The organism is Allobosea sp. NPDC055332, assembly GCF_053645455.1.
In genome coordinates, this window is record NZ_JBSHMO010000006.1 from 135,284 (window position 1) to 157,106 (window position 21,823).

16 protein-coding genes are annotated in these 21,823 nt (G+C 67.7%); 8 read left to right on the forward strand and 8 right to left on the reverse strand.

The window, feature by feature from the left end; genetic code table 11:
* The first annotated feature begins 215 nt into the window (after window positions 1-215).
* From ACWIGM_RS29445 to ACWIGM_RS29465, 5 genes are all read left to right on the forward strand, one after another.
* Window positions 216-2,186, forward strand: coding sequence for an autotransporter assembly complex protein TamA (locus ACWIGM_RS29445; protein ID WP_454029538.1), 1,971 nt, complete (start codon window positions 216-218; stop codon window positions 2,184-2,186).
* A complete protein-coding gene (locus ACWIGM_RS29450; RefSeq protein WP_454029539.1) occupies window positions 2,186-6,508 on the forward strand; it encodes a translocation/assembly module TamB domain-containing protein in 4,323 nt (1,440 codons plus the stop codon). The genes ACWIGM_RS29445 and ACWIGM_RS29450 overlap by 1 nt, the downstream gene beginning before the upstream one ends.
* A 387-nt stretch (window positions 6,509-6,895) precedes the next feature.
* Complete coding sequence (locus tag ACWIGM_RS29455; protein ID WP_454029540.1) at window positions 6,896-8,269, forward strand: porin; 1,374 nt, start codon at window positions 6,896-6,898, stop codon at window positions 8,267-8,269.
* A 207-nt stretch (window positions 8,270-8,476) separates the two neighbouring features.
* Window positions 8,477-10,441, forward strand: a complete 1,965-nt coding sequence (locus ACWIGM_RS29460) for an OmpA family protein (RefSeq protein WP_454029541.1) — start codon at window positions 8,477-8,479, stop codon at window positions 10,439-10,441.
* 9 nt (window positions 10,442-10,450) lie between these two features.
* A complete protein-coding gene (locus ACWIGM_RS29465) occupies window positions 10,451-11,176 on the forward strand; it encodes a hypothetical protein (protein ID WP_454029542.1) in 726 nt (241 codons plus the stop codon).
* Window positions 11,177-11,201: 25 nt separating this feature from the next.
* Here the strand turns inward: ACWIGM_RS29465 and ACWIGM_RS29470 are convergent, their stop codons facing one another.
* Both ACWIGM_RS29470 and ACWIGM_RS29475 read right to left on the reverse strand, forming a co-directional pair.
* Complete coding sequence (locus ACWIGM_RS29470; RefSeq protein ID WP_454029543.1) at window positions 11,202-12,089, reverse strand: alpha/beta fold hydrolase; 888 nt, start codon at window positions 12,087-12,089, stop codon at window positions 11,202-11,204.
* A 311-nt stretch (window positions 12,090-12,400) separates the two neighbouring features.
* Window positions 12,401-14,416: a lytic transglycosylase domain-containing protein gene (locus ACWIGM_RS29475; protein ID WP_454029544.1), complete on the reverse strand. Its 2,016-nt coding sequence runs from the start codon at window positions 14,414-14,416 to the stop codon at window positions 12,401-12,403.
* A gap of 407 nt (window positions 14,417-14,823) precedes the next feature.
* Here ACWIGM_RS29475 and dapA point away from each other — a divergent pair, with 407 nt between their 5' ends.
* Complete coding sequence (gene dapA, locus ACWIGM_RS29480) at window positions 14,824-15,717, forward strand: 4-hydroxy-tetrahydrodipicolinate synthase (protein WP_454029545.1); 894 nt, start codon at window positions 14,824-14,826, stop codon at window positions 15,715-15,717.
* Window positions 15,718-15,755: 38 nt separating this feature from the next.
* Complete coding sequence (smpB, locus tag ACWIGM_RS29485; RefSeq protein WP_092158771.1) at window positions 15,756-16,229, forward strand: SsrA-binding protein SmpB; 474 nt, start codon at window positions 15,756-15,758, stop codon at window positions 16,227-16,229.
* Window positions 16,230-16,245: 16 nt separating this feature from the next.
* Here the strand turns inward: smpB and ACWIGM_RS29490 are convergent, their stop codons facing one another.
* The 6 genes from ACWIGM_RS29490 to lepB all read right to left on the reverse strand — a co-directional run bounded on the left by ACWIGM_RS29490 (window position 16,246) and on the right by lepB (window position 20,725).
* Window positions 16,246-16,632: a nuclear transport factor 2 family protein gene (locus tag ACWIGM_RS29490; protein ID WP_454029546.1), complete on the reverse strand. Its 387-nt coding sequence runs from the start codon at window positions 16,630-16,632 to the stop codon at window positions 16,246-16,248.
* Between the two features lie 61 nt (window positions 16,633-16,693).
* Window positions 16,694-17,416, reverse strand: coding sequence for a superoxide dismutase (locus tag ACWIGM_RS29495; RefSeq protein ID WP_454029547.1), 723 nt, complete (start codon window positions 17,414-17,416; stop codon window positions 16,694-16,696).
* Window positions 17,417-17,536: 120 nt separating this feature from the next.
* Entirely contained in the window at window positions 17,537-18,151 is a 615-nt protein-coding gene (locus ACWIGM_RS29500; protein ID WP_454029548.1) for a LabA-like NYN domain-containing protein, read from the reverse strand.
* A 177-nt stretch (window positions 18,152-18,328) separates the two neighbouring features.
* Window positions 18,329-19,240: a GTPase Era gene (gene era / locus ACWIGM_RS29505; RefSeq protein ID WP_454029549.1), complete on the reverse strand. Its 912-nt coding sequence runs from the start codon at window positions 19,238-19,240 to the stop codon at window positions 18,329-18,331.
* Entirely contained in the window at window positions 19,233-19,964 is a 732-nt protein-coding gene (rnc, locus tag ACWIGM_RS29510; protein ID WP_454029550.1) for a ribonuclease III, read from the reverse strand. The genes era and rnc overlap by 8 nt, the downstream gene beginning before the upstream one ends.
* On the reverse strand, window positions 19,961-20,725 hold the full coding sequence (gene lepB / locus ACWIGM_RS29515; RefSeq protein WP_454029551.1) for a signal peptidase I: 765 nt from the start codon (window positions 20,723-20,725) through the stop codon (window positions 19,961-19,963). Before lepB ends, rnc begins: the two co-directional genes overlap by 4 nt.
* 364 nt (window positions 20,726-21,089) lie before the next feature.
* Between lepB and aqpZ the strand changes: the two genes are divergently transcribed.
* The gene (gene aqpZ, locus ACWIGM_RS29520; RefSeq protein ID WP_454029552.1) at window positions 21,090-21,821 is read left to right on the forward strand and encodes an aquaporin Z; all 732 of its coding nucleotides are present in this window, start codon (window positions 21,090-21,092) and stop codon (window positions 21,819-21,821) included.
* Window positions 21,822-21,823 lie beyond the last annotated feature (2 nt).

A 21,823-nucleotide genomic window follows, 5' to 3' on the forward strand; every position in this document is an offset into this window, starting at 1 on the left:
GCGGCTGCGACCTGACTATGGCCGTTCGGCAAAGTCCGGGCGGCCAACGATTCGTTCAGGTTTTCGGTTGACGGTGACCTGATCCCGAGCGTCGAATTGTGATCAACTGGAGGCGCGATCACAAAATCAACGCATTCGCTGCGTTCTAGTTGGGTTGCGTTGGAGGTTTGATGCGGTCATGGCGAAGGGGCAGGATCGGCATTGCCGGCGGAGGCTTGTTTGCTTTCGCAGCGATGCTTGCCGGTGAGATTTCGCCGGCGCGCGCCTTCGACCTGTCATCGCTCGACGTCTTCAACCTCTTCGGCAGCAAGGACAAGCCGCCGCCGGTCAGCGAGACGACGCTGCCCTATGAATTGAAGTTCGAGCTAGGCGATGTGCCCGATGCCAGCGCGCTGAAGCGCAGCCTGCAGGACGCCTCTCTGCTCTATCGCCTGCGCGAGGATGCGCCGCCGGATGGCGAGACCCTGGCTCGCCGCGCCGCCGCGGACATCAATCCGCTGATCGACGCGCTCTGGGCCCAGGGCTATTTCAACGCCCAGGTCGCGATCGCCGTCGATGGCGTCGCGGTGACCCAGGCCGGCGAGCCGCCGCCGGGGCTCGCGCGCACGGCCGAGCGCTATCGCAACCGCGCGCCGGCGCCGGTGGTCGTCACGGTCGATCCCGGCCCGCTGTTCTCGCTGCGCAATGTCGAGATCGTGCCGGGCAGCCGCCGCGATGCCGCAGCGGTCATTCCCGATCCCGGCAAGGTCTCGGGCCTCGTTCCGGGCGCGCCCGCCACGTCCTCCTCGATCAGGGCAGCGCAGAGCGCGCTGGTCGACTACTGGCGCGGCAAGTCCCGCCCGCTCGCCCGGATCGTCGAGGTCCGTCCGGTCGTCGACCATGCCGCCAAGATCATGGACGTCGCACTCGTCGTCGATCCTGGTCCCGTCGCCGGCTTCGGCGATGTCTCGGTGACCGAGACCGGCGACATCCCGCCCGAGGTGATCCGCTCCTTCATCTACCTGGAGCCGGGCGAGCCCTATTCGCCCAAGGCACTGGCGGATACCCGCAAGTCGATCGCGACCATCCCCGCCGTCGGTTCGGTCCGCATCCGCGAAGGTACTTCGCTGGACCAGACCGGCAACCTGCCGATCTTCGTCGAGGTCAACGAGCGACCCAAGCACCTGCTCGGTTTCTCCGCGCGCTATTCGACCATCGATGGCCCGGCGGTGAAGACCTATTGGGAGCACCGCAACCTGTTCGGCGGCGCCGAGCGCCTGCGGCTCGAGGCCTCCGTCTTCTTCGCGCCGCGCATCGACGGCACCAAGGTCCAGCGCTTCGGCGATTTCGAGCCGACCGATCTCGGCGCGCGCTTCTCTGCCAGCTTCCTGAAGCCCGCGCTCGGCGGCAGCCGCAACGACCTGCTGATCGACGCCAGCGGCGTGCGCGAGCGTGTCGGCACCAACCGCTATGGCGGCTACACCGCGCGCTACGCCAATATCACCGCCGCGATCCGCCATCGCTTCAGCGACGTCTTCTCGATCCAGGCCGGTATCGAGGCCGAGCGCGGCCAGACCAGCGACGTGCTCGGCCAGGTCAACTACATGATCGTCGGCGTGCCGCTGTCGCTGCGCTACGATTCGACCGACAGCCAGCTCGACCCGACCCGCGGCGTCAGGGTCGCCGCCTCGGTCACGCCCTATGCCGCTTTCGGCGATACCGACGCGCCCTTCGTCCAGAGCAAGTTCTCGGTTTCCGGCTATTACGCGCTCGATGACGACGCCCGCTATGTCCTGGCCGGCCGGGTCGCGCTGGGCTCGATCGCCGGCGCCGATCTCGACGAGGTGCCGGCGACGCGGCGCTTCTATGCCGGCGGCGGCGGCTCCGTGCGTGGCTATGCCTATCGCACGCTTTCGCCGCTCGGCCCGCTCAATCACCTGACCGGCGGGCGCAGCCTGTTCGAGGCCTCGGTCGAGGCACGCATCAAGATTACCAACACGATCGGCATTGTGCCCTTCTTCGATGCCGGCATGGCCTTCGCCTCGCAATTCCCTAACTTCAAGGAGAAGATGCAGTACGCCGCCGGCCTCGGGCTGCGCTACTATACGCCGATCGGGCCGATCCGGGTCGACGTCGCCGCCCCGCTCAACCCGCGCAAGGGCGACAAGCCCGTCGCTCTCTATATCAGCATCGGGCAGGCCTTCTGATGGGCACGCTCCGCATCTCGCGATGGGTCGCCGGCCTCGCGGCGCTCGTCATCGCCGCCGCGCTGGTCCTCGTCACTGGCCTCGGCGGCTTTGCGCAGAATGCCGGCGATCGCGGCGTTATCGCCGACCTGATCTCCAAGGCGCTTTCGACCGATGGCAGCCAGGTCTCGATCGGCGCCGTCGACGGCGCGCTCTCCTCCGACGCGACCATCCGCGACATCGTCATCTCCGACCGCGACGGGCCCTGGCTCCGGCTCGACCGCGCCCGGCTGATCTGGACGCGCTCGGCGCTGCTGCTGCGCCGGCTCGAGGTCAACCGGCTCGAGATCGGCAAGCTCGAGATCCTGCGCAAACCATTGCCGGAGCCGGGTGCCCCGCCGCCGGCCGACAATTCACCGATCCTGCCCGAACTGCCGCTCAAGGTGATCATCGAGGCCTTCCAGCTCGGCGAGCTGGCGCTGGGGCCGACCGTGATCGGGGCGCCGGCCAGGCTCTCGGCAACCGGCGCGGCCCGCCTCGGCCCGCCGAACGAGGGCCTCGATTTCCGCCTCGCCGGGCGCCGGCTCGACATGGGCGGCACGCTCGACGTCAACCTGCGCTTCGTGCCGCAGTCGACGCAGCTCCAGCTCGCGCTCAAGCTCGACGAGCCGGCGGGCGGCCTGATCTCGACCATCGCCGATCTGCCCGACCGGCCGCCGGTCAAGCTCGACCTCTCCGGCGACGGCCCGCTCGACCGCTTCCGGGCGACGCTCGCCTTCGCGGCGGGTCCGACGATCGGCGCCAACGGCACGGCCGATCTCAGCCGCCAGGGCGCAGGGAGGCGGCTCCTGCTCGCGCTCGACTCCCGTATCGCCGGCCTGATGCCGCCGCCGGTCGCGCCGGTCTTCGAAGGCTCGACCCGGCTCGACGGCACCGTGGGACTGGCCGATAGCGGCGCGGTCTCGGTCGATCAGATGGCGCTGGTCTCGGCCCTGGCGCGGCTCGACGTGAACGGGCTCTACGGCGTCGACAAGAACCTGGACTTCAAGATCACGGCCGCCGCCCGCCCCAATGCGGAAGGGCGCACCGTCGCCTCCGGCGCCGAGATCGCCAAGCTCACCTTCGACGCGACGATTCGCGGGCCCGCGGCCGGGCCGCGCGTCAACGCCAGCCTGCAGGCGGAGGGGGCGAGCGTCCCGGCCGGCAAGCTCGGCAAGCTCGATTTCACCTTCACGGCGACGCCGACCGGCGCACTCAACGATCCGGCGACGCGGACCGTGCTGGTCTCCGACGGCGAGGCCTCCGGCGTCGCGCTCGCCGATCCCGGTCTGGCGCGCTTCATCGGCGACCGCCTGCGCTTCACCTTGCGCGGCACCGCTTCCGAAGGCGGGGGCGGCGAGTTCGAGACATTGAAGCTCAGCTTCGGCGGGGCCGAGCTCGGTTATGCCGGCCGACTCGACCCGGCCCGCATCCTCGGCAAGGTGCAGGCGCGGCTGCCGGACCTCTCCCGGCTCAGCACGCTGGCCGGCCGTTCGCTCAAGGGCGCGGCCAATGTCAGCGCCGACGTCGATGCCGAGCCGAGGAAGAAGCTCTATGCCGTCAAGCTCGATGGCGGCGCCGAGTCGCTGACGCTCGGCCAGGAGGCGCTCGATCGCCTGCTAGCCGGCAAGCTCTCCCTGACTGGCGAGATCCGGGTGCCCGCCAGCAGCGGGTTGGTCGTCAACGGGCTGCGCATCGCCGGAACCCATGTCGCGGCGACGGCCGACGGCGCGCTCGGCGCGCAAGGCTCGAACCTGAAGGCCAACATCGCGATTCCCGATCTGCGCCGGGCCGACCCGAAACTCTCGGGGCAGGGCGCTTTCGACGCGACGCTGACCGGGCCGCTCGACAAGCTGGGTGCGACGCTGAAAGCGGGGATCGTCAACGCGACCGCGCTCGGCCGTCCGGTGCCGCGCCTCGCGCTCGATGCGACCTTGCGTGATGTGCAGGGTGCGCTCTCCGGTGATGCCAGGCTCTCCGGCGAGGTCGATGGCCGGCCGGCGACCGGCGCCCTGCGATTCGCCAAGCGCGATCCCGGCGGCTGGGCGCTGCCGCAGCTCGATGTCGCCATCGGCTCGGTCACGCTGAACGGCGCGCTCGATCTCGACGCTTCCAACCTGGCCGAGGGCAATCTCAAGCTTGCGGCGCGCAATCTCGACGATCTCTCGGCGCTGGCGCTCGCCAAGCTCGGTGGCCGGATCGAGGCTGATGTGAAACTGGCGCGGCCCACCGGCGGCCAGAATCTCGATCTCAAGGCGAGCGCGCAGAAGCTTGTCGCGCCTAGCCTTTCGCTCGATCGGCTCGACGCGAATCTCGCCATCGTCGATGCGCTGCGCAAGCCGCTGATCAACGGCACCGTCCAGATCGACCGGGCGGTGATCGCCGGCGAGCCGGTGAGCGCGATCCGCCTGGTCTCGACCGGCGCCGCCGACGCCAGCGACATCAGCCTCGACGCCACGGCGCGCGGCTTCTCGCTGGCGTCGAAGGGCCGGCTCTCGGTCTCCGATCCCTTGCGCTTCGATCTTTCCACCTTCACCGCGACGCGTGACGGCCGCCGCATCGCGCTGGCAAAGCCGGCGAGCTTCACCGCGATCGATGGCGGCGTCGCGATCCGCGACCTCGCCATCGCGCTCGACGGCGGCCGGATCACGCTCGACGGCGAGGCCGGCAAGGCGCTCGACCTGCGCTTCGCGGCGCAGAACGTCCCGCTCTCGGCCGCGCGCCTGGCGTCGCCGACGCTCGATCTCTCCGGCACGCTCGACGCCGAGGCGACGATCAAGGGGACGCCCGAGGCGCCGACGGGCCCGTGGCGCTTGCGCATCGCCCGCCTCGTCGCGCCGCAGACCCGCTCCGCCGGCCTGCCGCCGATCGAGATCGCCGGGCAGGGCGCGCTGGGGGGGCGCCAGACCAGCCTCGACGCCAGCCTGAATGCCGGCCGCTTCGTCAACCTGACCGCCAAGGGCACCGCGCCGCTCGGCGGCGACGGCGCGCTCGATCTCTCGGTCCAGGGCCGCGCCGATGCGGCGCTCGCCAACACCCAGCTCGCCGCTGACGGTCGGCGACTGACCGGCCAGCTCGCGCTCGACCTGCGGGCCGGTGGCACGCTTTCGGCGGCGCGCCTCTCCGGCGGTGCGACGCTCTCCGGCGGCAGCTTCAGCGATGCGCTCCAGGGCGTGAAGCTGACCGGGCTCGAGGCGAGAGTGACTGCCAACGGGCCCGAGCTGGTGATCGAGCGCTTCACGGCGCAGACGCCGGGCAACGGCACGCTCTCGGCCCGCGGCAACGTCAAGCTCGACCCGCAGGCCGGTTTCCCCGGCACGATTCGCATCGAGGGCAAGCGAGCCCAGCTCGTCGACAGCGGGCTGGTCCGCGCGGTCACCGATCTCAATCTCGATCTGGCCGGCCCGCTGGCGCAGCGGCCGCGCATCGCCGGCCGCGTCGACGTCGTGACGATCGAGGTTTCTGTCCCCGACCGCCTGCCGTCCAGCTCACGGCCGATCGACGGCATCCGCCATGTCAACGCCAAGGGCCAGGCGGCCGCCCGCCTCGCCGCCGAGCGCAGGGCCCGCGCGGTGGCGAGCCGCAAAGGTGGCCGCGCAGCTGCTTTCGACGCGGTGCTCGACATTACCGTCTCGGCGCCGGGGCGCGTCTTCATCCGCGGCCGCGGTATCGATGCCGAACTCGGCGGCGACCTGCGTATCGGCGGCACCTCCGGCGCGCCGGCGCTGACCGGCGGCTTCGACCTCAGGCGCGGGCGCCTCAGTCTTGCCAGCCAGCGCCTCGATTTCAGCCGTGGGCGCGTCACCTTCTCCGGCGACGTGATGCCGACGCTCGATTTCGTCGCCGAGACCCGTGCCGCCGACGTCACCGCGCGGATCATCGTCTCCGGCGAGGCCTCGGCGCCCGAATTCACCTTCACCTCCTCGCCGGAGCTGCCGCCGGACGAGGTGCTCTCGCGTCTGCTCTTCGCCCGCGCCTCCGGTTCGCTCTCGCCTTTCCAGGCGCTGCAGCTGGCCCAGACCGCGGCGCAGTTCTCCGGCGCCGGCGGCGACGATGTCTTCGAGCGCATCCGCCGCTCGCTCGGCGTCGACAACCTCGATATCCAGATGGGGCCCGGCGGCCCGACGGTCGGTGTCTCCCGCGCGATCTCGGACAATATAACCCTCGGCGTGAAGGCCGGCGCCAAGCCCGAGGACAGCGGTGTCTCCGTCGGCATCGACGTGACCCGCCGCCTGAAGCTCCAGGCCGAGACCAATGCCGATGGCAGTGCCGCGGTCGGCGTCGGAGCCGAGTGGGAATACTGACGTCCCGACTCAATCGACGGGATGACGCCGCAGATTCGCCCCCGGGACGGCGGACAGGCGGCTCCGGAAGCCCGCAAACCACCCTATGCGGTTAACGCTCTCTTAAGTTCGGCGGTCAAAGCGTGGCTCGGCTGCAACACCGGGGGGCAAAGCGGGTCCAGGGTGGGGACTGTGGCGTGATCGTGGTTGATCGGCGGCCGGGCATTCGTAATGGTGACTGTGCGGCGGGACGTTCCCGGTCGCTGTTTTTCGTCTTCGCCTCCGAACGGTTCGGGGACGCGGGCGAAAGACCGGGATAAGCGGGTTCGCCGAACAGGTCTCCTGGGGCCGTCGGACAAGGAACGCGCCGACGCCCGAGGGTCTCGAAACTCTTTTGGAGGTAATCAAATGAAGCTCGTCAAGAGCCTCCTCCTCGGTTCCGCCGCCGGCATCGCCGCGGTTGCCGGGGCTCAGGCCGCCGACCTTCCTTCGCGGAAGGCCGCTCCGGTCGAGTACGTTCGCGTTTGCTCCGCTTATGGCGCGGGCTTCTTCTACATCCCGGGCACCGACACCTGCCTTCGCGTTGGTGGTCGTGTTCGCGCCGAGTACACTGTCGGCACCCGTTACGGCGATCTGCAGGACGCCTACGGCATGCGCGCTCGTGGTCGTCTGAACGTTGACGCCCGCACCGCGACTGCCTTCGGCACGCTGCGTACGTTCTTCCGTTACGAGATCACCAACAACTCGGGGATGTATCAGAACACCACCCCGGCTGGTAACCAGGGCATCACGTTCCCGGGCAACATCCACTCGACGGCTTCGACGACCTCGACGGTCCTCGATCTCGCCTTCATCCAGTTCGGTCCGATCACCGCCGGTCGCGCTCAGTCGTTCTTCGACTTCTACGCGAACGACTTCGGCTTCTCGACGATCCGCACGGCTGACTCGCGTCTGAACCTGTTGGCCTACACCGCCACCTTCGGTTCGGGCTTCTCGGCCACGATCTCGGTGGAAGACCGCACCTCGGGCACGGGTAACCGCGAAAACCTCGCGATCACCCAGTTCGGTGGCGCCAGCGTCCTGTATGATGGTCAGGACTTCCCGGATCTCGTCGCCTCGCTGCGCGTCGATCAGGGCTGGGGCTCCGCTCAGCTGTCGGGTGCTCTCACCCAGCGTAAGGTCTCGGGTCTCTCCCTGGCTGGTGCTGCGCTCGGTTCGAGCCAGGACGAGTTCGGCTGGGCCATCCAGGGCGGCGTGAAGATCAACCTGCCGATGCTTGCGGCTGGTGATCACCTGTTCTTGCAGGCTGCCTATGCTGACGGCGCTCTCGGCTACCTCGGCTGGTCGGGCAACTACGGCGTCGGCCGCACCGGTGGTCTGCTGCTCGGCGACATCGGCTACGATCCGGTCACTGGCCGCACCAAGACCTCGACCGGCTGGTCGGTCGTCGCTGGTCTGCGTCACTTCTGGACCCCGCAGCTGCGTTCGGAGCTCTACGGCTCGTACTCGGAAGTCAAGCTCGGCTACCTCAACGCCGGCTCTTATGCCGTCGGTGCGGTCGGTCGCTCGCTTGATCCCAAGGAGCTCATCGTTGCCGGTAACCTGATCTGGTCGCCGGTCTCGGGCCTCGATATCGGTGTGGAAGTCCTCTACACCCGCGTCGAGCTGCGCGACCAGGTCGGCGCTGCCGTCAACGGCTTCGGCGTCGCCCGCAACGGTCTGATCGGCGTCAAGTCCGACGACGCTTGGGCTGGCCGTCTGCGCATCCAGCGCGACTTCTGATCGATCATCTGATCGTTCAAGAGAGGCCCCGGGGAAACCCGGGGCCTTTTTCGTTTTGTCCATCCCGCCGCTGGAAATCCTGTCTGTCGCTCGCAAGGGCAGGGCGGCGCCTTGCTTGACTCGGGGCTGCGATAGGGCGTGATTTGCAAAGGGCCGCGGGCGTCCGGATTCGGCGTCAGCGATCCCTGGACGAGCGAGGATTTCGGCATGGCGCGGCACGCCGGTTGGCTCTGGGGGCTTGCTCCGCTCGCTGCGCTCTGGGTCACGGCGAATGCTTTGAAGATCGAGCCGGTGCGGCGAGACATCGAGGCTCGGGCGCTCGCAGCCGGGGCAGCGGCAGGGACCGCCGCCGGGGCACGCGGTATCTCCGTCCGGATCAGCGGGCGGGATGTCTATCTCGATGGCGAGGCCGTCACCGCTGATGGTGCCAACAAGGCCCTGGCACAGCTTCAATCCGAATTCGGTGTCAGGCGCGTCCTTGGCGGGCTGACGCAGGTCATCGCGCAGAAGCCCTATAGCTGGTCCGCGACCCGGCAAGGCGATCTCGTGACTCTTTCCGGTTTCGTCCCCGACGAGGCGAGTGCCACCGCGGTGTTGTCGGCGGCACGGGCCCTCGGTCCGGGAATACGGATCGACGACCAGCAGAAAATCGCCTTTGGCGCGCCGGCCGGTTTCGCCGATATCGTTGCTGCGCTGATGCGTGATTTCGGCCGGCTGTCGGCCGGCAAGGTGGCGCTCGACGACGCCCGCTTCTGTGTCGAAGGGACGGCTGCGACGCCGGAGGGTTTTCTCGCCTTGCGCGACAGTGCCGCATCGTCCGGCTCTCGGGGGTTCACGCGCGTCGATTGCATGCTCACCCCGCCAAGGCTGTCACCCTATCGCTGGAGCGCCGAGAAGGACGCCGCCGGTGCCGTCTCCGTCGCGGGTTACGTCCCCGGCGAACAGGCCCGGCGCGATATCGCTGCCATGCTCGCGCGCGCCTTTCCGGGCTCCGCTGCCGTCACGGACCGCACGGTTCCGGCGCTTGGCGAGCCGCCTGCCTATGCCGCGAGGGTGGCGCGTGCCGTAGCCGACCTCGCCCGCCTGCGCAGCGGCAAGGTCGAGATCGAGGGCGATGCCTATCGAATTTCAGGTCTGGGGCCGGAGAATCGCGAAGCCTGCGAGGCCCTGCGCCTGAACATCGCGCAGGGCGACGGTCCCGATTCGGTTGCGCTCGCCAGCATCACTTGCCCGGCGCCGGCGCCGAAGAGCGATCTCGTGCCGACGCCGCCGGCGCCGGCAGTACCGCAACCGGCCGCGCCCGCGGCAGATCCGGCTCCTGCCGCGCCGAGTTCGGCGGCGGGCGTCACGGAGCCATCGGGGTCTCCGCGGCAGGCGGCTCCCGGCACGCCCTCCGCCCGGCCGGCACCCGCGGTGCGGAACTACGGCTTCGCGGCTTCGATCGACAGGTCGGGTGGCTATCTGACGGGCTATCTGCCCGATGCCGCCGCCAGGGAGGCGATCGCCACGCTGATCGAGGCTTCGCCGCTGCGCGGACGCATCAATGACGAGACCGAGATCCTGCCGGCAGCGCCGACCGGTTTCGGCGTCGCGGCGCGGGGGGCTGTCCAGGATCTGTTGCGGCTCGACCTCGGCTCGGCGAGCGTGGTCGACCGGGAGATCAATGTGCGCGGGCTGACCTGCCGGGCGTTGATCCGCGACGAGGTCGAGACCAATCTGGCGAACGGGTTGCCGCAGGGCTTTTCCGGCAAGGCCGAAATCAGCATGCGCCAGACGGGTTGCGTCATCGACCCGGCGAGCACCTGCCAGAACGAACTCGATGCGCTGACGCAGCGCTACTACGTCATCTTCGCGTTGGGCACCAATGTCACCACCCTCGATCCGGTGACCGAGCGGGCGATGACCGAGGCTGCCTTGATCCTGAAGCAGTGCCCGGCTGCGCGCGTGACGGTGGAGGGCCATACCAATCTCGATGGCGAGCGGAGTGGCTTCAACAATCTCGACCTGGCGAACAGGCGGGCGCTGCGCGTCCGGGAGGAGCTGATCCGCCGGGGCGTCCCTTCGACCCAGCTCGAGACCAAGGCCTATGGAACCGATCGGCCACTGGCTGCTCCGACAGATCCGGAAGCGAAGATCAAGAATCGCCGTGTCCAGTTCACGGTCGCGAAGTAGGAGGCGGCGATGCTCTATCTCGCGGTCCAGTTTTCCTGGTTCCTCCTCGCTGCCTTCGCGATCGGGCTCGCTTTCGGCTGGCTGACGCTCGGCCGCGGCCGAAGCGAGGTTGCAACCGGACCGATCGCCGGCTTCGTCCTCCTCTGGGGCGCTCTGGCCGGGCTGGTCTGGTTCCGCCTCGTCAACGACCAGGCGGCGTTCTGGATCGAGACGGCCTTGCTCCACCTCCTGGCTTACGCCGCCGGCTGCCTGGTCGGCAGCGTCTTTGGCGCAGGCGGCGGCGAGGCGCTTCCGGCGCTTGCGCCGCCGGCCCCACGTCTTGCCTTGCCGCAGCCTGCTCCATCCCTCCCGGCGCCGTCCGCCCCGACTGAGGTTTCCGCGCCGCATGAGACGGTTGCGGACGTCGTTCCCGAGGTGGCGGAGGAGCGCGCTGGCGCCGGCAAGCGACCGGGCAATCTCCTACCGGGTGCGCGCGGCGGCAAGCCGGACAATCTGCGCCTGATCGCGGGAATCGACCTGGCGACGGCCGAAAAGCTCAATGCGCTCGGGCTCTGGCATTTCGACCAGATCGCGGCGCTCGGCCCGGACGAATTGCGCTTCGTGGCAGATCATCTCGGCCTCCCGGAGAGCGGCGCGGCGGAAGGCTGGAGAACGGAAGCCGAAATCCTGGCCAAGGGTGGCGAGACCGCTCATTCGCGCAGCGTGAAGGCCAAGCGCAGCCGCAAGAAGCGCTGAGCCGGGCGGTTCGGCGCGCCTCGCCTCAGGCCGCCTGCTTCTCCGCCTTCGCGATCAGCTTGCCGATACGGCGGACCATGTCCTTGCTGCCGAGCAGGGGAGCATGGCCCTGGCCCGGCGCGGTGAAGGTCTCGCAGCGTGGATGGCGCTGCCCCATCTCCTCCAGCGTCTTCTCCGCCAGAAGATCGGAGTTCTCGCCGCGGATCGCCAGCACCGGGACATGGTTCAGCGCTGCGAAATAGGGCCAGAGTTCCGGCAGCGGGGCCTCGAGATCGAGCTCTTCCAGCGTCTTGAGCAACCGAGGGTCATAATCCGGCACCAGCGCGCCATTGCGCTCGGTCCAGGTCCGGCGCGCCATCATCTCCCATTCGGCTTCGCCGAAGAGCGGGAATTGCTGGTCCGAGAGTCGCTTCAGGATCTCGGCGCCCTCGGCGAAGCTGCGCGGCGTCGGCAATTTGCCGACATAGCCGCGGATGCGCAGCAAGCCGCGCGCGTCGATCACCGGGCCGACATCGTTCAGTACAGCGCCGCGGACTGCTCCAGGGCGTGCCGCCGCCAACGCCATGGTCAGGAGCCCGCCGCGCGAGGTGCCGACGAAGACGGCCTCCTCGACGCCGGTCGCCGCCAGGACCTGCATGAGATCGTCGAGCTCGACGCGGATGTCGTAGTCGTGCCAGTCCTTGGCATAGTCGGAACGGCCGCGGCCGCGATAGTCGAGCGCCAAGACACGCCTTGGCCCGTCTTCCGCCAGCGCCAGCGCGAGCTCGTGGAAGTCGGCGGAGGTGCGCGCCAGCCCCGCCAGACAGACGATCGGTAGAGCAGATGCCGCCTGCGGCCCGTATTCGCGAACGTGCAGCTTCAGCCCGTCGCGGGCGCTGATGAAGAGGGAGCGGAAGCCGGTATCGGAATTCATGCAGGGGGACTCAAGGGTGCTAGGCAAGCTGTCAGCACCTAACCATGGCGGTGCCGGGGGCGAAAGCCGGGCTCTGCTCCGACCCGTCGCAAGGCGCTATGACGCGGCGCCCCAATCCTTCAGCTTGGCGATGCAGCGGTTGAAGACCGCGAGCTCCTCCTGCGTGGCGAGCATCCACATCTTGAACACCGCGTTTGCCAAAGGCAGACGTGGATGGTCGGGACAAGCCCGACCATGACGGAAAGACTTGAGCGACCCCTCATCCGGCGCTTCGCGCCACCTTCTCCCGCAAGGGGAGAAGGGAAGAGCCCTCAATCCCGCTTGCCGCCCCGCTTCAGATCGTAGTCGATCATATAGGCGGTGCGCTGGTTGAGGCGCTGGCGGTAGACCTGCAGGTTCTCCATCACCCGCTGCACATAGTTGCGCGTCTCGGTGAAGGAGATGCGCTCGACCCAATCGACCGCATCGACCTCGGGGGTGCGCGGGTCGCCATAAGCCGCGATCCATTTCTTCACATTGCCGGAGCCGGCATTATAGGCGGCGAAGGTCAGGATATAGGAGCCGCGCCAGTCGCCGAGCAGGTCGTTGAGATGGGCCGCGCCCATCTTGGCTGAATAGAGCGGGTCCTTGGTCAGCCGGTCGAGCTCGAAGGGGAATTGCGCCCGCCGCGCCGTCTCGCGCGCTGTCGCCGGCATCATCTGCATCAGGCCGAGCGCGCCGGCATGCGAGACCGCCGCTGGATCGAAGGCGCTCTCCTGCCTGGCGATGGCATGGACGATGGCGCGCTCCATCGGATCGCCCACCGACGGGAACTCGGGCACGCCGAAGGTCGGGAAGGCGGCCTCGTCGAGCGGGAAGCCGCGCTGCAGCGCGATCTTGCCGATGGTCAGCAGCGTCTTGGCGTCGCCGCGCTGGCGGGCGATGTCGGCGATGGCTTCGAGCGCGGCGGCATCGTGCAGACGTTGCGAGAGATCGATCAGCAATTGCCCGGCGAGATCGGGCGCCTCGATCGCATAGAGCAGCTTCGCCGCCTTGAAACCGGGCAGATGCGTCAGTGGCGCCGCCATGGTGCGCCGGACCGGCAGTTCGGTGAGACCGAGCCGGGCGCGGGCCAGCTGGCCGTAATAAGCGACCGGGTGCTCGGCGGCGCGGCTGTAGAAGGTCTTCGCCTCGTCGCTCTTGTTCAGAGCGTCGGCGGCGCGGCCTTGCCAATAGGTGGCGCGCGCCACCGAGATCGGCGTCTCGGCGATCTTGGCGGCCTCGGCGAAATGCTTCGCCGCCCGCTCGGCGTCCTTCTCGAAGCGCAGCGCGATCCAGCCGGCATGCCATTCGGCGTCGATGCGCTCGGCCGTGTCCTCGGCGCCATGGCCGGAGGCGACTGCATAGGCACCCTTGGCGTCGCCCTCGTCGAGCAGCTTACGGGCGATCAGCCGGCGCTCTTCCCACCAGCCGTCGCCATCGCCGAGCAAAGCCGGGTCGCGCGGCACCTCGGCGATCGCCTTGGCGGCATCGGCCGGCTTGCCGGAGCGGCGGGCCTGCTGCGCCTGCAGGAAGGCGAAGGAGATGTCCTTCTTGAGAGGCGCCGGCACGGCGTCGATCTGCTTCTGCGCGATCGGTCCCTTGGCCTTGGCGCTCGCGAGCCGGACTTTCGCCAGGGCGACATAGTCCTGCGAGACGCGGGCGGCATTGCGCAGCGCCTCCTCGCTCTTTCCGGCGAAGAGATAGCGTTCGGTGCGCAGGCGATGATCGGCGGCGGTGAGCTTGTCGCCGAAATTGTCGAGCACGATCTTTTCGAGCCCGGCACCGAGATGGTCCTTGAGCCAGGTCCGGCGGGCGAGCGCCAGCGCCTCGTCCGTCTTGCCCTCGGCGGCGAGAGCCCGCGCCAGCGCGATACGCCCGGCCGGGCTGATCGGCTCGCGGCCATGGAAGAAGGCACGGACGGTCTCAGGGCTGCGCCGGTCGGTGACCAGCGCCGCCTCGGCGCGCCGGCGGAACGGCGTCGTGCCGGGATAGTTCGGGAACTCGTCGAGGAATTCGGCGATGCGCTCGAAGCTGACGACATTGGAGAGGCTGCGCAGCGCCACCCATTCCAGCATGCCGCGCACCGCCTTGTCGTCGATACGGCGGGCGATGGCATCGCCTTCCTCGAGCTTGCCGGCGCGATAGGCCGCGACCACCTTCTTCAGCGGTTCGAGGTCGATGCGCTCTTCCGGCCGGGCGATCTCGGCCGGTGGCACGGGCGATGCGGGCGGCTCGGTCTGCGGCGCGAGCGAGGCGGTCACGCCGACATCGACGCTCGTGCTGGCGCTCGTATCGACACGCGCCAACTGCTCGATCTGCAACGGGTGCGAGCCGTCAGGGCCCGCAGAGCAGGGTCCAACAGCAACAAGGATAAGCGTCAGGCCAGTTCCGAAGAACCGTCGGCCCGGCGATAGCGCCATCAAGGGATCCCCCTAGCGCGCTTTCCGTTCGACCAGGACGGCCGAACGAAAGAAATCGCGCAACTGTACAAGGTGGAGCATGTTCTGGTCGCAAAAGTGGGTTCCACTTTTGCGACCAGAACATGCTCCGGCAAGCCGGATCGGTAGCGTAGACCATGCTCCCGTAGGGAGCTTTAGGAAGTCCTAACCATGCCGCCACGATTTTTGATGGGTTGCCGGCTTTGCGGACTGCAGCTGAAAGGCTATGTCTGTCGCCCGTTTCACGCCGAACTTTGTCGTTTTCAGGACCGTCCATGACCAAGCATGCGCCACTCACCGGTTCGATGCCCGCGCTGGTGACGCCGTTCAAGGGCGGAAAGATCGACGAAGCGACGCTGCGCGCTTTGGTCGACTGGCAGATCGAGAGCGGCTCGACCGCGCTGGTTCCGGTCGGCACCACTGGCGAGAGCCCGACGCTCAGCCACGAGGAGCACGGCCACGTCACCGAGATCGTGCTTGACCAGGCCAAGGGCCGGGTGCCGGTCATCGCTGGCGCCGGCTCGAACAACACCACCGAGGCGATCTCGCTGGCGAAGCACGCCGAGAAGGCGGGCGCTCAGGCCGTGCTCGTGGTCACGCCTTATTACAACAAGCCGACCCAGGAGGGCATGTACCAGCACTTCAAGGCGGTGAACGATGCGATCGGCATCCCGATCATCATCTACAACATCCCGCCGCGCTCGGTGGTCGACATGTCGGTCGAGACCATGGCGCGCCTCTATGAGCTGAAGAACATCGCCGGCGTGAAGGACGCCACCGCCAATCTCGCCCGCGTCTCGCAGCAGCGCCATGTGCTCGGTCCGGACTTCATCCAGCTCTCGGGCGAGGACATGACGGCTTTGGCCTATATGGCCGCCGGCGGCCATGGCTGCATCTCGGTCGTCGCCAATGTCGCGCCGAAGCTCTGCGCCGATCTGATGAGCTGCGCCCTCAAGGGCGACTATGCCGGCGCCCTGAAGATCCAGGATCGGCTGGTGCCGCTGCACGACGCCATCTTCAAGGAGCCGGGCCTTGCCGGCGCCAAGCATGGGCTGAAGCGCCTCGGTCGGATCGAGGAAGAGGTCCGCCTGCCGTTGATCCCAGTGACGCCGGCGACCGGCGAAGTCATCCGCAGCGCCATGGTTCACGCCGGCCTGCTGAATGCTTAAGTGAGGTAGCCGGCAACGCCGACTACCGGAGTGTTTCGATGAGTAAGCCCGATCCTGAGCGCTACAAGCTTGCGGCCGACAACCGCAAGGCGCGCTACAGCTATGCCATCACCGAGACGCTGGAAGCCGGCATCGCCCTGCAGGGCACCGAGATCAAGTCGCTGCGCGGCGGCAAGGCGACGATCGGCGAGAGCTATGCCGGCCCGATGGGCAACGAGCTCTTCCTGTTCAACGCCCATATCCCGGAATATCTCGAAGCCAACCGCTTCAACCATGATGTCCGCCGGCCGCGGAAGCTGCTGCTTCATCGCCGCCAGATCAACAAGCTGATGGGCGCGATCCAGCGCGAGGGCTACACCGTCATCCCGCTCAAGGTCTATTTCAACGACAAGGGCCGGGCGAAGGTCGAGCTCGGCCTTGGCAAGGGCAAGAAGCTGCACGACAAGCGCGAGACCGAGAAGACCCGCGACTGGAACCGCGACAAGGCGCGAATCCTGAAGACGGGTGGGTAGGGCGCCGGAAGCCGCGCTATTCGGTGATCTCGCGAGGCTCGACGAAGCCCCCGTCCGGCGCCGGATGTGGCAGCGACCAGCCGAAATAGACTTCCGCCTCGACGATCCTGCCGTCCCGGATCGTCAGGATCTCGGTATTGCGGAATCCTTTGCCGTCGTTTCCGTCGACCTCATAGGTGACGAAGACCGTCTCGCCGATCGCTATGACATGCCTGAACCGGCAGGCGCGGATGCGCTCGCTGTTCGGCCAGCAACGCTCGAAATAGGTCTCGCGATCGAGCCGGTTGTCGAGCGGGCTGGTGAAGTGAAAGTCCTCGGCAATGAGGGCTTCGAGCGCCGCCCGGTCTTTGTCGACATAGGCCTGGTAGCAGGCGCGTGCGATATCGCTGGCATCGTCCGGCATAAGCTGCCCCTCGTATCCCCGTTACAACCGTAACGGGAAACGGAGGGCCAGGTTCCGCCGGCTACCCCATTGCCTTCTTGAAGTTCTCGTTCGCCTTGTCCCAATTCACCGTCTTCCACCAGGCGGTGAGATATTCCGGCCGGCGATTCTGGTACTTCAGGTAATAGGCATGCTCCCAGACATCGACGCCGAGCACAGCCTTGGCGCCGAGCTCGAGCGGCGTGTCCTGGTTCGCCGTCGAAATGATCGCGAGCTTCTTGTCCTTGCCGACGACGAGCCAGGCCCAGCCCGAGCCGAAGCGCGTCGCACCGGCCTGATTGACCCGTTTCGTCAGCTCGTCGATGGAGCCGAAGGCGCCATCGATCGCGCTCTTCAGCTCTGCGCCGGGCTGCTGCGCGCCGCCCGGCGTCATCAGCTCCCAGAAGAAGCTGTGGTTCCAATGGCCGCCGACATTGTTGCGCACGGCGGTGCGGACAGCGTCCGGGGCGGCACTGAGATCGGCGAGCACGGTCTCGATCGGCGTCGTCCGCAATGCCTCCCATTGGCCGGCGGCTGCATTGGCGCCGTTCACATAGGCCTGGTGGTGCAGCGAATGGTGGATGCGCATGGTCTGCGCGTCGATGACCGGCTCCAGCGCCTCATAGGCATAGGAGAGCTTCGGCAGCGTGAAGACCGCCGGCGGAGCGGCGGGCGCCGGCGCGGTCTGCGCCAGCACCAGCGCGGGGCGGGCGATCACGAAGGCGGAGCCGGCCGCGAGGCCGGTGAGAAAGCTGCGGCGTTCCAAGGCGTGCCCTCCGGGTGTCGTTGCGGAAACAGAGCTTGCGCGAGCCGTGGTCGCGGTCAAGTGCCGTCGACGCCAAGCCGCCTGTCCATTCGTCAACAACGCATGAGGGAGGGGGCTGGTTCAGCCCTCGGGCGGCTCGTCGCCCTGGCGGATGCCGTAGCGGCGCTCCAGGCCAGGATTGCCCTGTCCTGGTGCGCGCGCGGCGCGCTCGGCCGGGTCGCGCCCGACCTTCTGCATCAGGCTGGCGAGCTCGACGAACTCGTCGCATTGCCGGCGCAGATCGTCGGCGACCATGGGCGGGTTGGTGTTGATGGTCGAGACCACCGAGACCTTGACGCCCTTGCGCTGCACCGCCTCGACCAGCGGGCGGAAATCGCCGTCGCCGGAGAACAGGTAGATGTGGTCGAGATGGGGGGCGAGCTCGAGCATCTCGATGGCGAGCTCGATATCCATGTTGCCCTTGACGCGCCGGCGGCCGGTCGCGTCGGTGAACTCTTTCGCCGCCTTGGTGATGACCCGGTAGCCGTTATAGTCGAGCCAGTCGACCAGCGGGCGGATCGAGGTGTATTCTTCGCTTTCCACGAGTGTCGTGAAGTAGAAGGCCCGGATCAGGTTGCCGCGGCCCTGGAATTCCTTGAGCAAACGCCGGTAGTCCATGTCGAAGCCGAGCTGCTTCGACGTTGCATAGAGGTTAGCTCCGTCGATGAAGAGCGCGATGCGCGGTTCACCTGCCATGTAATGGCTCCTGGCTCAAATACGGTCGATCAATAAGAATCGGCACGGATCAAGGTTGAATAATGTCAGGCTTACGCTCCAAATCGAGCGGTCCTTCGGCGTTTATGTGGTGAATGCGGCGTACCGCGCAAGATTGCGGTCAAATTTTACCAGTTTCGCGTGCGATGTCGCATGTATTCAGCTTTTTGGAAAATCGAGCCCCATCTCGCGATAGCGCTCCGGATCGTCGCTCCAGTTCTCGCGGACTTTGACGAACAGGAAGAGGTGGACCTTCGCTTCGGCCGCCTCGGCGATCTCGATGCGGGCCTTCTGGCCGATCGCCTTGATCGTCTGGCCGCCTTCGCCGAGCACGATCTTCCGCTGGCCCTCGCGCTCGACATAGATCGTCTGCTCGATCCGGACCGAGCCGTCCGGGCGCTGCTGCCAGCTCTCGGTCTCGACGGTGGAGCGGTAGGGCAACTCGTCGTGCAGGCGCTCGAAGATCTTCTCGCGGGTGATCTCGGCGGCGAGGAAGCGCAGCGGCGCATCCGAGATCTGGTCTTCGGGATAGAGCCATGGGCCGGGCTTCAGCCGGGTCTCCAGCCAGCTGAGGATATCCTTGACGCCGTAGCCGGTCAGCGCCGCGACCATGAAGGTCGTCTCGAACTTGGCCTGCTCGTTCATCGCCGCGGTGATGGCGAGCAGCTTCTCCTTCGGGATCGTGTCGATCTTGTTGAGGATCAGGAACTTCGGTTGCTTCAGCTGGGCCAGCCTCTCCAGCAGCGCGGTGTTCTCCTCATGGTCGAAGCGGCCGACATCGATCAGCACGCCGATCAGGTCGGCATCGGTCGCTCCGCCCCAGGCGCTCGTCACCATGGCGCGGTCGAGCCGGCGCTTGGGCGCGAAGATGCCGGGCGTGTCGACGAAGATGATCTGCGTCGGGCCGGACAGGGCGATGCCGCGCACCTGCGTGCGCGTCGTCTGCACCTTGCGCGAGACGATCGAGATCTTGGCGCCGACGAGCTGGTTGAGCAGCGTCGACTTGCCGGCATTGGGCGCGCCGATCAGCGCGACGAAGCCGCAGCGGGTCTGCTGGTCGCTCTCAGCCATGGTCCGCCTCCGCTCCTTCGTTCCACAATCCCTGCCGGCGCAGGAAGGCTTCGGCCGCCGCCTGCTCGGCCAGCCGCTTCGAGCGGCCCTCGGCTTCCGCCTCGACCAATGTGCCGATCCGCACGGCGATGCGGAAGATCGGCGCATGATCCGGACCGGAACGGCCACGCTCGGCATAGGTCGGCGTCGGGTGACCCTGGCCTTGCGCCCATTCCTGCAGCGCCGTCTTGGCGTCACGGAGCGGCGTCACCGGCTTCAGCAGCCGCTCGCCGAAGCCGGCTTCGACCAGCTTGCGCGCGGCATCATAGCCGCCGTCAATGAAGACCGCACCGATGATCGCCTCGCAGGCATCGGCCAGGATCGCCTTGTTCTTGCGTGCGCCCGAGAGGATCTCGCCCTCGCCGAGGCGCAGATGCGGCCCGACATCCCAGGCGGTCGCGACCGCAGCGCAGGTTTCCTTGCGCACGAGGTCTGCGAGGCGGCGCGACATGTCGCCTTCCTCGGCCTGCGGATAGGTGGTGAACAGCATGTCAGCGACCGAGAGGCCGAGCACGCGGTCGCCCAAAAATTCGAGCCGCTGATAGCTCGCGATCCGGCGCGCATCGGCGCTCATATGCGTGAGCGCCGTCTCCAGCAGGCTGCGGTCGCGGAAGCGGTGGCCGAGCCTGTCCTCGAGCCGCGAGAGCTCAGGCAGCTTGCGGCCGCTATCGGTGGTCTTGCTCACTTGATCGTCGAGAACATGCGGTTCCAGCGTACCGTCCAGGGCCATTCCCAGATGCGCCAGGCCGACGCGCCTTCGTCGATCGAGAAGAAGATGATCTCGGCGCGGCCGACGAAGTTCTCGAACGGCACATAGCCGACGCTGCGGTCGCGCGAGTCGAGCGAGTTGTCGCGATTGTCGCCCATCATGAAGAAATGGCCGTCGGGCACGCGGAAGACCGGCGTATTGTCGAAGGTGCCGGTATCGCCCTCGCGCTCGATGATGTTGTGGCTGACCCCGTTCGGCAGGGTCTCGCGGTACTGGATCGCGTTCGCGGCGCGGCCCCAGGCGTCGGTGGTGACGAAGTCGGCGATGCGCTCGCGCTTCACCGGCTGGTTGTTGATGTGCAGCACGCCGTCGATCATCTGGATGCGGTCGCCGGGCAGGCCGATGACGCGCTTGATGTAGTCGGTCGAGTTGTCGCTCGGCAGCTTGAACACGGCGATGTCGCCGCGCTTCGGTTCGGCGGCCCAGACCCGGCCCTGGAACAGCGGCGGGCTGAACGGCATCGAGTGCTTGGAATAGCCGTAGGTGTATTTCGAGACGAACAGATAGTCGCCGATCAGCAGCGTCGGGATCAGCGAGCCGGACGGGATGTTGAAGGGCTGGAACAGCAGGGTCCGGATCACCAGGGCGATCAGCAGCGCCTGGACGACGACCTTGATCGTCTCGAGGATGCCGCCTTCGTCCTTGGTCTTGCTCTTGATCTCGGCGTCGTTGGCCACACGGGCCTCCTGCTGGCTACGGTTCGAGTGCGCGGTCTAGCCGACTATCGGGCTCCGGACAACGCAGTCGCGATATGGGAGGGGCGGAAGGCCGTTGCAGCGGCCGAAGGCGCGCCGTGCCGATACCCCTTCGAACCGGCGGCGAAAAGCCTCCGGCGGTGCCTGCGGCGCAGGGCGAACCTGCGAGCGATGCCGGGGTCGGTCCTTACGTGGCCCGGCCGATGGCGAACGAGTGTTCGCACGGGCCGGCGCAGACGGCCTCGCCGCGTTCCGCCAGTGCTGATCAGCCCCGCATCTGCGCCAGATTGACGCTGGGTTGCCCCGCGATCACAGTCCTGTGACCGCAACCAAAGGGCGAATCGACATGAGCACGAAGAAATATGTCGCGGAGGCCATCGGTACTTTCTGGCTGACCTTCGCCGGCTGTGGCAGCGCCGTCATCGCGGCGGGCTTTCCGCAGGTCGGAATCGGGTTGCTTGGTGTTTCTCTCGCGTTCGGCCTGACCGTCGTCACGATGGCCTATGCGATCGGCCACATCTCCGGCTGCCATCTCAACCCGGCCGTCACCGTCGGCCTCGCGGCGGGCGGACGCTTCCCGGCGGGGCAGGTCGTTCCCTACATCGTCGCGCAGGTCGTCGGCGCGATCATTGCCGCGACCGTGCTCTACTTCATCGCGGTCGGGGCGCCGGGCTTCGACCTTGCCAAGGGCTTTGCGTCCAATGGCTTCGGCGAGCATTCGCCCGGCAAATACGGCTTGGCCTCGGCCTTCCTGACCGAAGTCGTGATGACCATGATGTTCCTGTTCATCATCATGGGCGCGACCCACGGCAAGGCGCCGGCGGGCTTTGCTCCGCTCGCCATCGGGCTCGGGCTCTGCCTGATCCACCTCGTCAGCATCCCGGTGACCAACACCTCGGTCAACCCGGCGCGCTCGACCGGGCCGGCGCTCTTTGTCGGTGGCTGGGCGCTCCAGCAGCTCTGGCTGTTCTGGCTGGCGCCGATCATCGGCGGTGCGCTCGGCGGCGTGATCTATCGCTGGCTGAGCGATGAGCCCGAGGCTCAGGTCACCGGCGTCACCCCGGCTCCGGCCGAGTAAGA

What these genes read in the sequence shown, in the direction of transcription:
- ACWIGM_RS29500 (WP_454029548.1), bottom strand. Translation starts at nt 18,151, where the DNA reads ATGGCAGGTGAACCGCGCATCGCGCTCTTCATCGACGGAGCTAACCTC.
- ACWIGM_RS29455 (WP_454029540.1), top strand. Translation starts at nt 6,896, where the DNA reads ATGAAGCTCGTCAAGAGCCTCCTCCTCGGTTCCGCCGCCGGCATCGCC.
- ACWIGM_RS29450 (WP_454029539.1), top strand. Translation starts at nt 2,186, where the DNA reads ATGGGCACGCTCCGCATCTCGCGATGGGTCGCCGGCCTCGCGGCGCTC.
- smpB (WP_092158771.1), top strand. Translation starts at nt 15,756, where the DNA reads ATGAGTAAGCCCGATCCTGAGCGCTACAAGCTTGCGGCCGACAACCGC.
- aqpZ (WP_454029552.1), top strand. Translation starts at nt 21,090, where the DNA reads ATGAGCACGAAGAAATATGTCGCGGAGGCCATCGGTACTTTCTGGCTG.
- dapA (WP_454029545.1), top strand. Translation starts at nt 14,824, where the DNA reads ATGACCAAGCATGCGCCACTCACCGGTTCGATGCCCGCGCTGGTGACG.
- ACWIGM_RS29490 (WP_454029546.1), bottom strand. Translation starts at nt 16,632, where the DNA reads ATGCCGGACGATGCCAGCGATATCGCACGCGCCTGCTACCAGGCCTAT.
- ACWIGM_RS29460 (WP_454029541.1), top strand. Translation starts at nt 8,477, where the DNA reads ATGGCGCGGCACGCCGGTTGGCTCTGGGGGCTTGCTCCGCTCGCTGCG.
- era (WP_454029549.1), bottom strand. Translation starts at nt 19,240, where the DNA reads ATGGCTGAGAGCGACCAGCAGACCCGCTGCGGCTTCGTCGCGCTGATC.
- ACWIGM_RS29465 (WP_454029542.1), top strand. Translation starts at nt 10,451, where the DNA reads ATGCTCTATCTCGCGGTCCAGTTTTCCTGGTTCCTCCTCGCTGCCTTC.
- ACWIGM_RS29470 (WP_454029543.1), bottom strand. Translation starts at nt 12,089, where the DNA reads ATGAATTCCGATACCGGCTTCCGCTCCCTCTTCATCAGCGCCCGCGAC.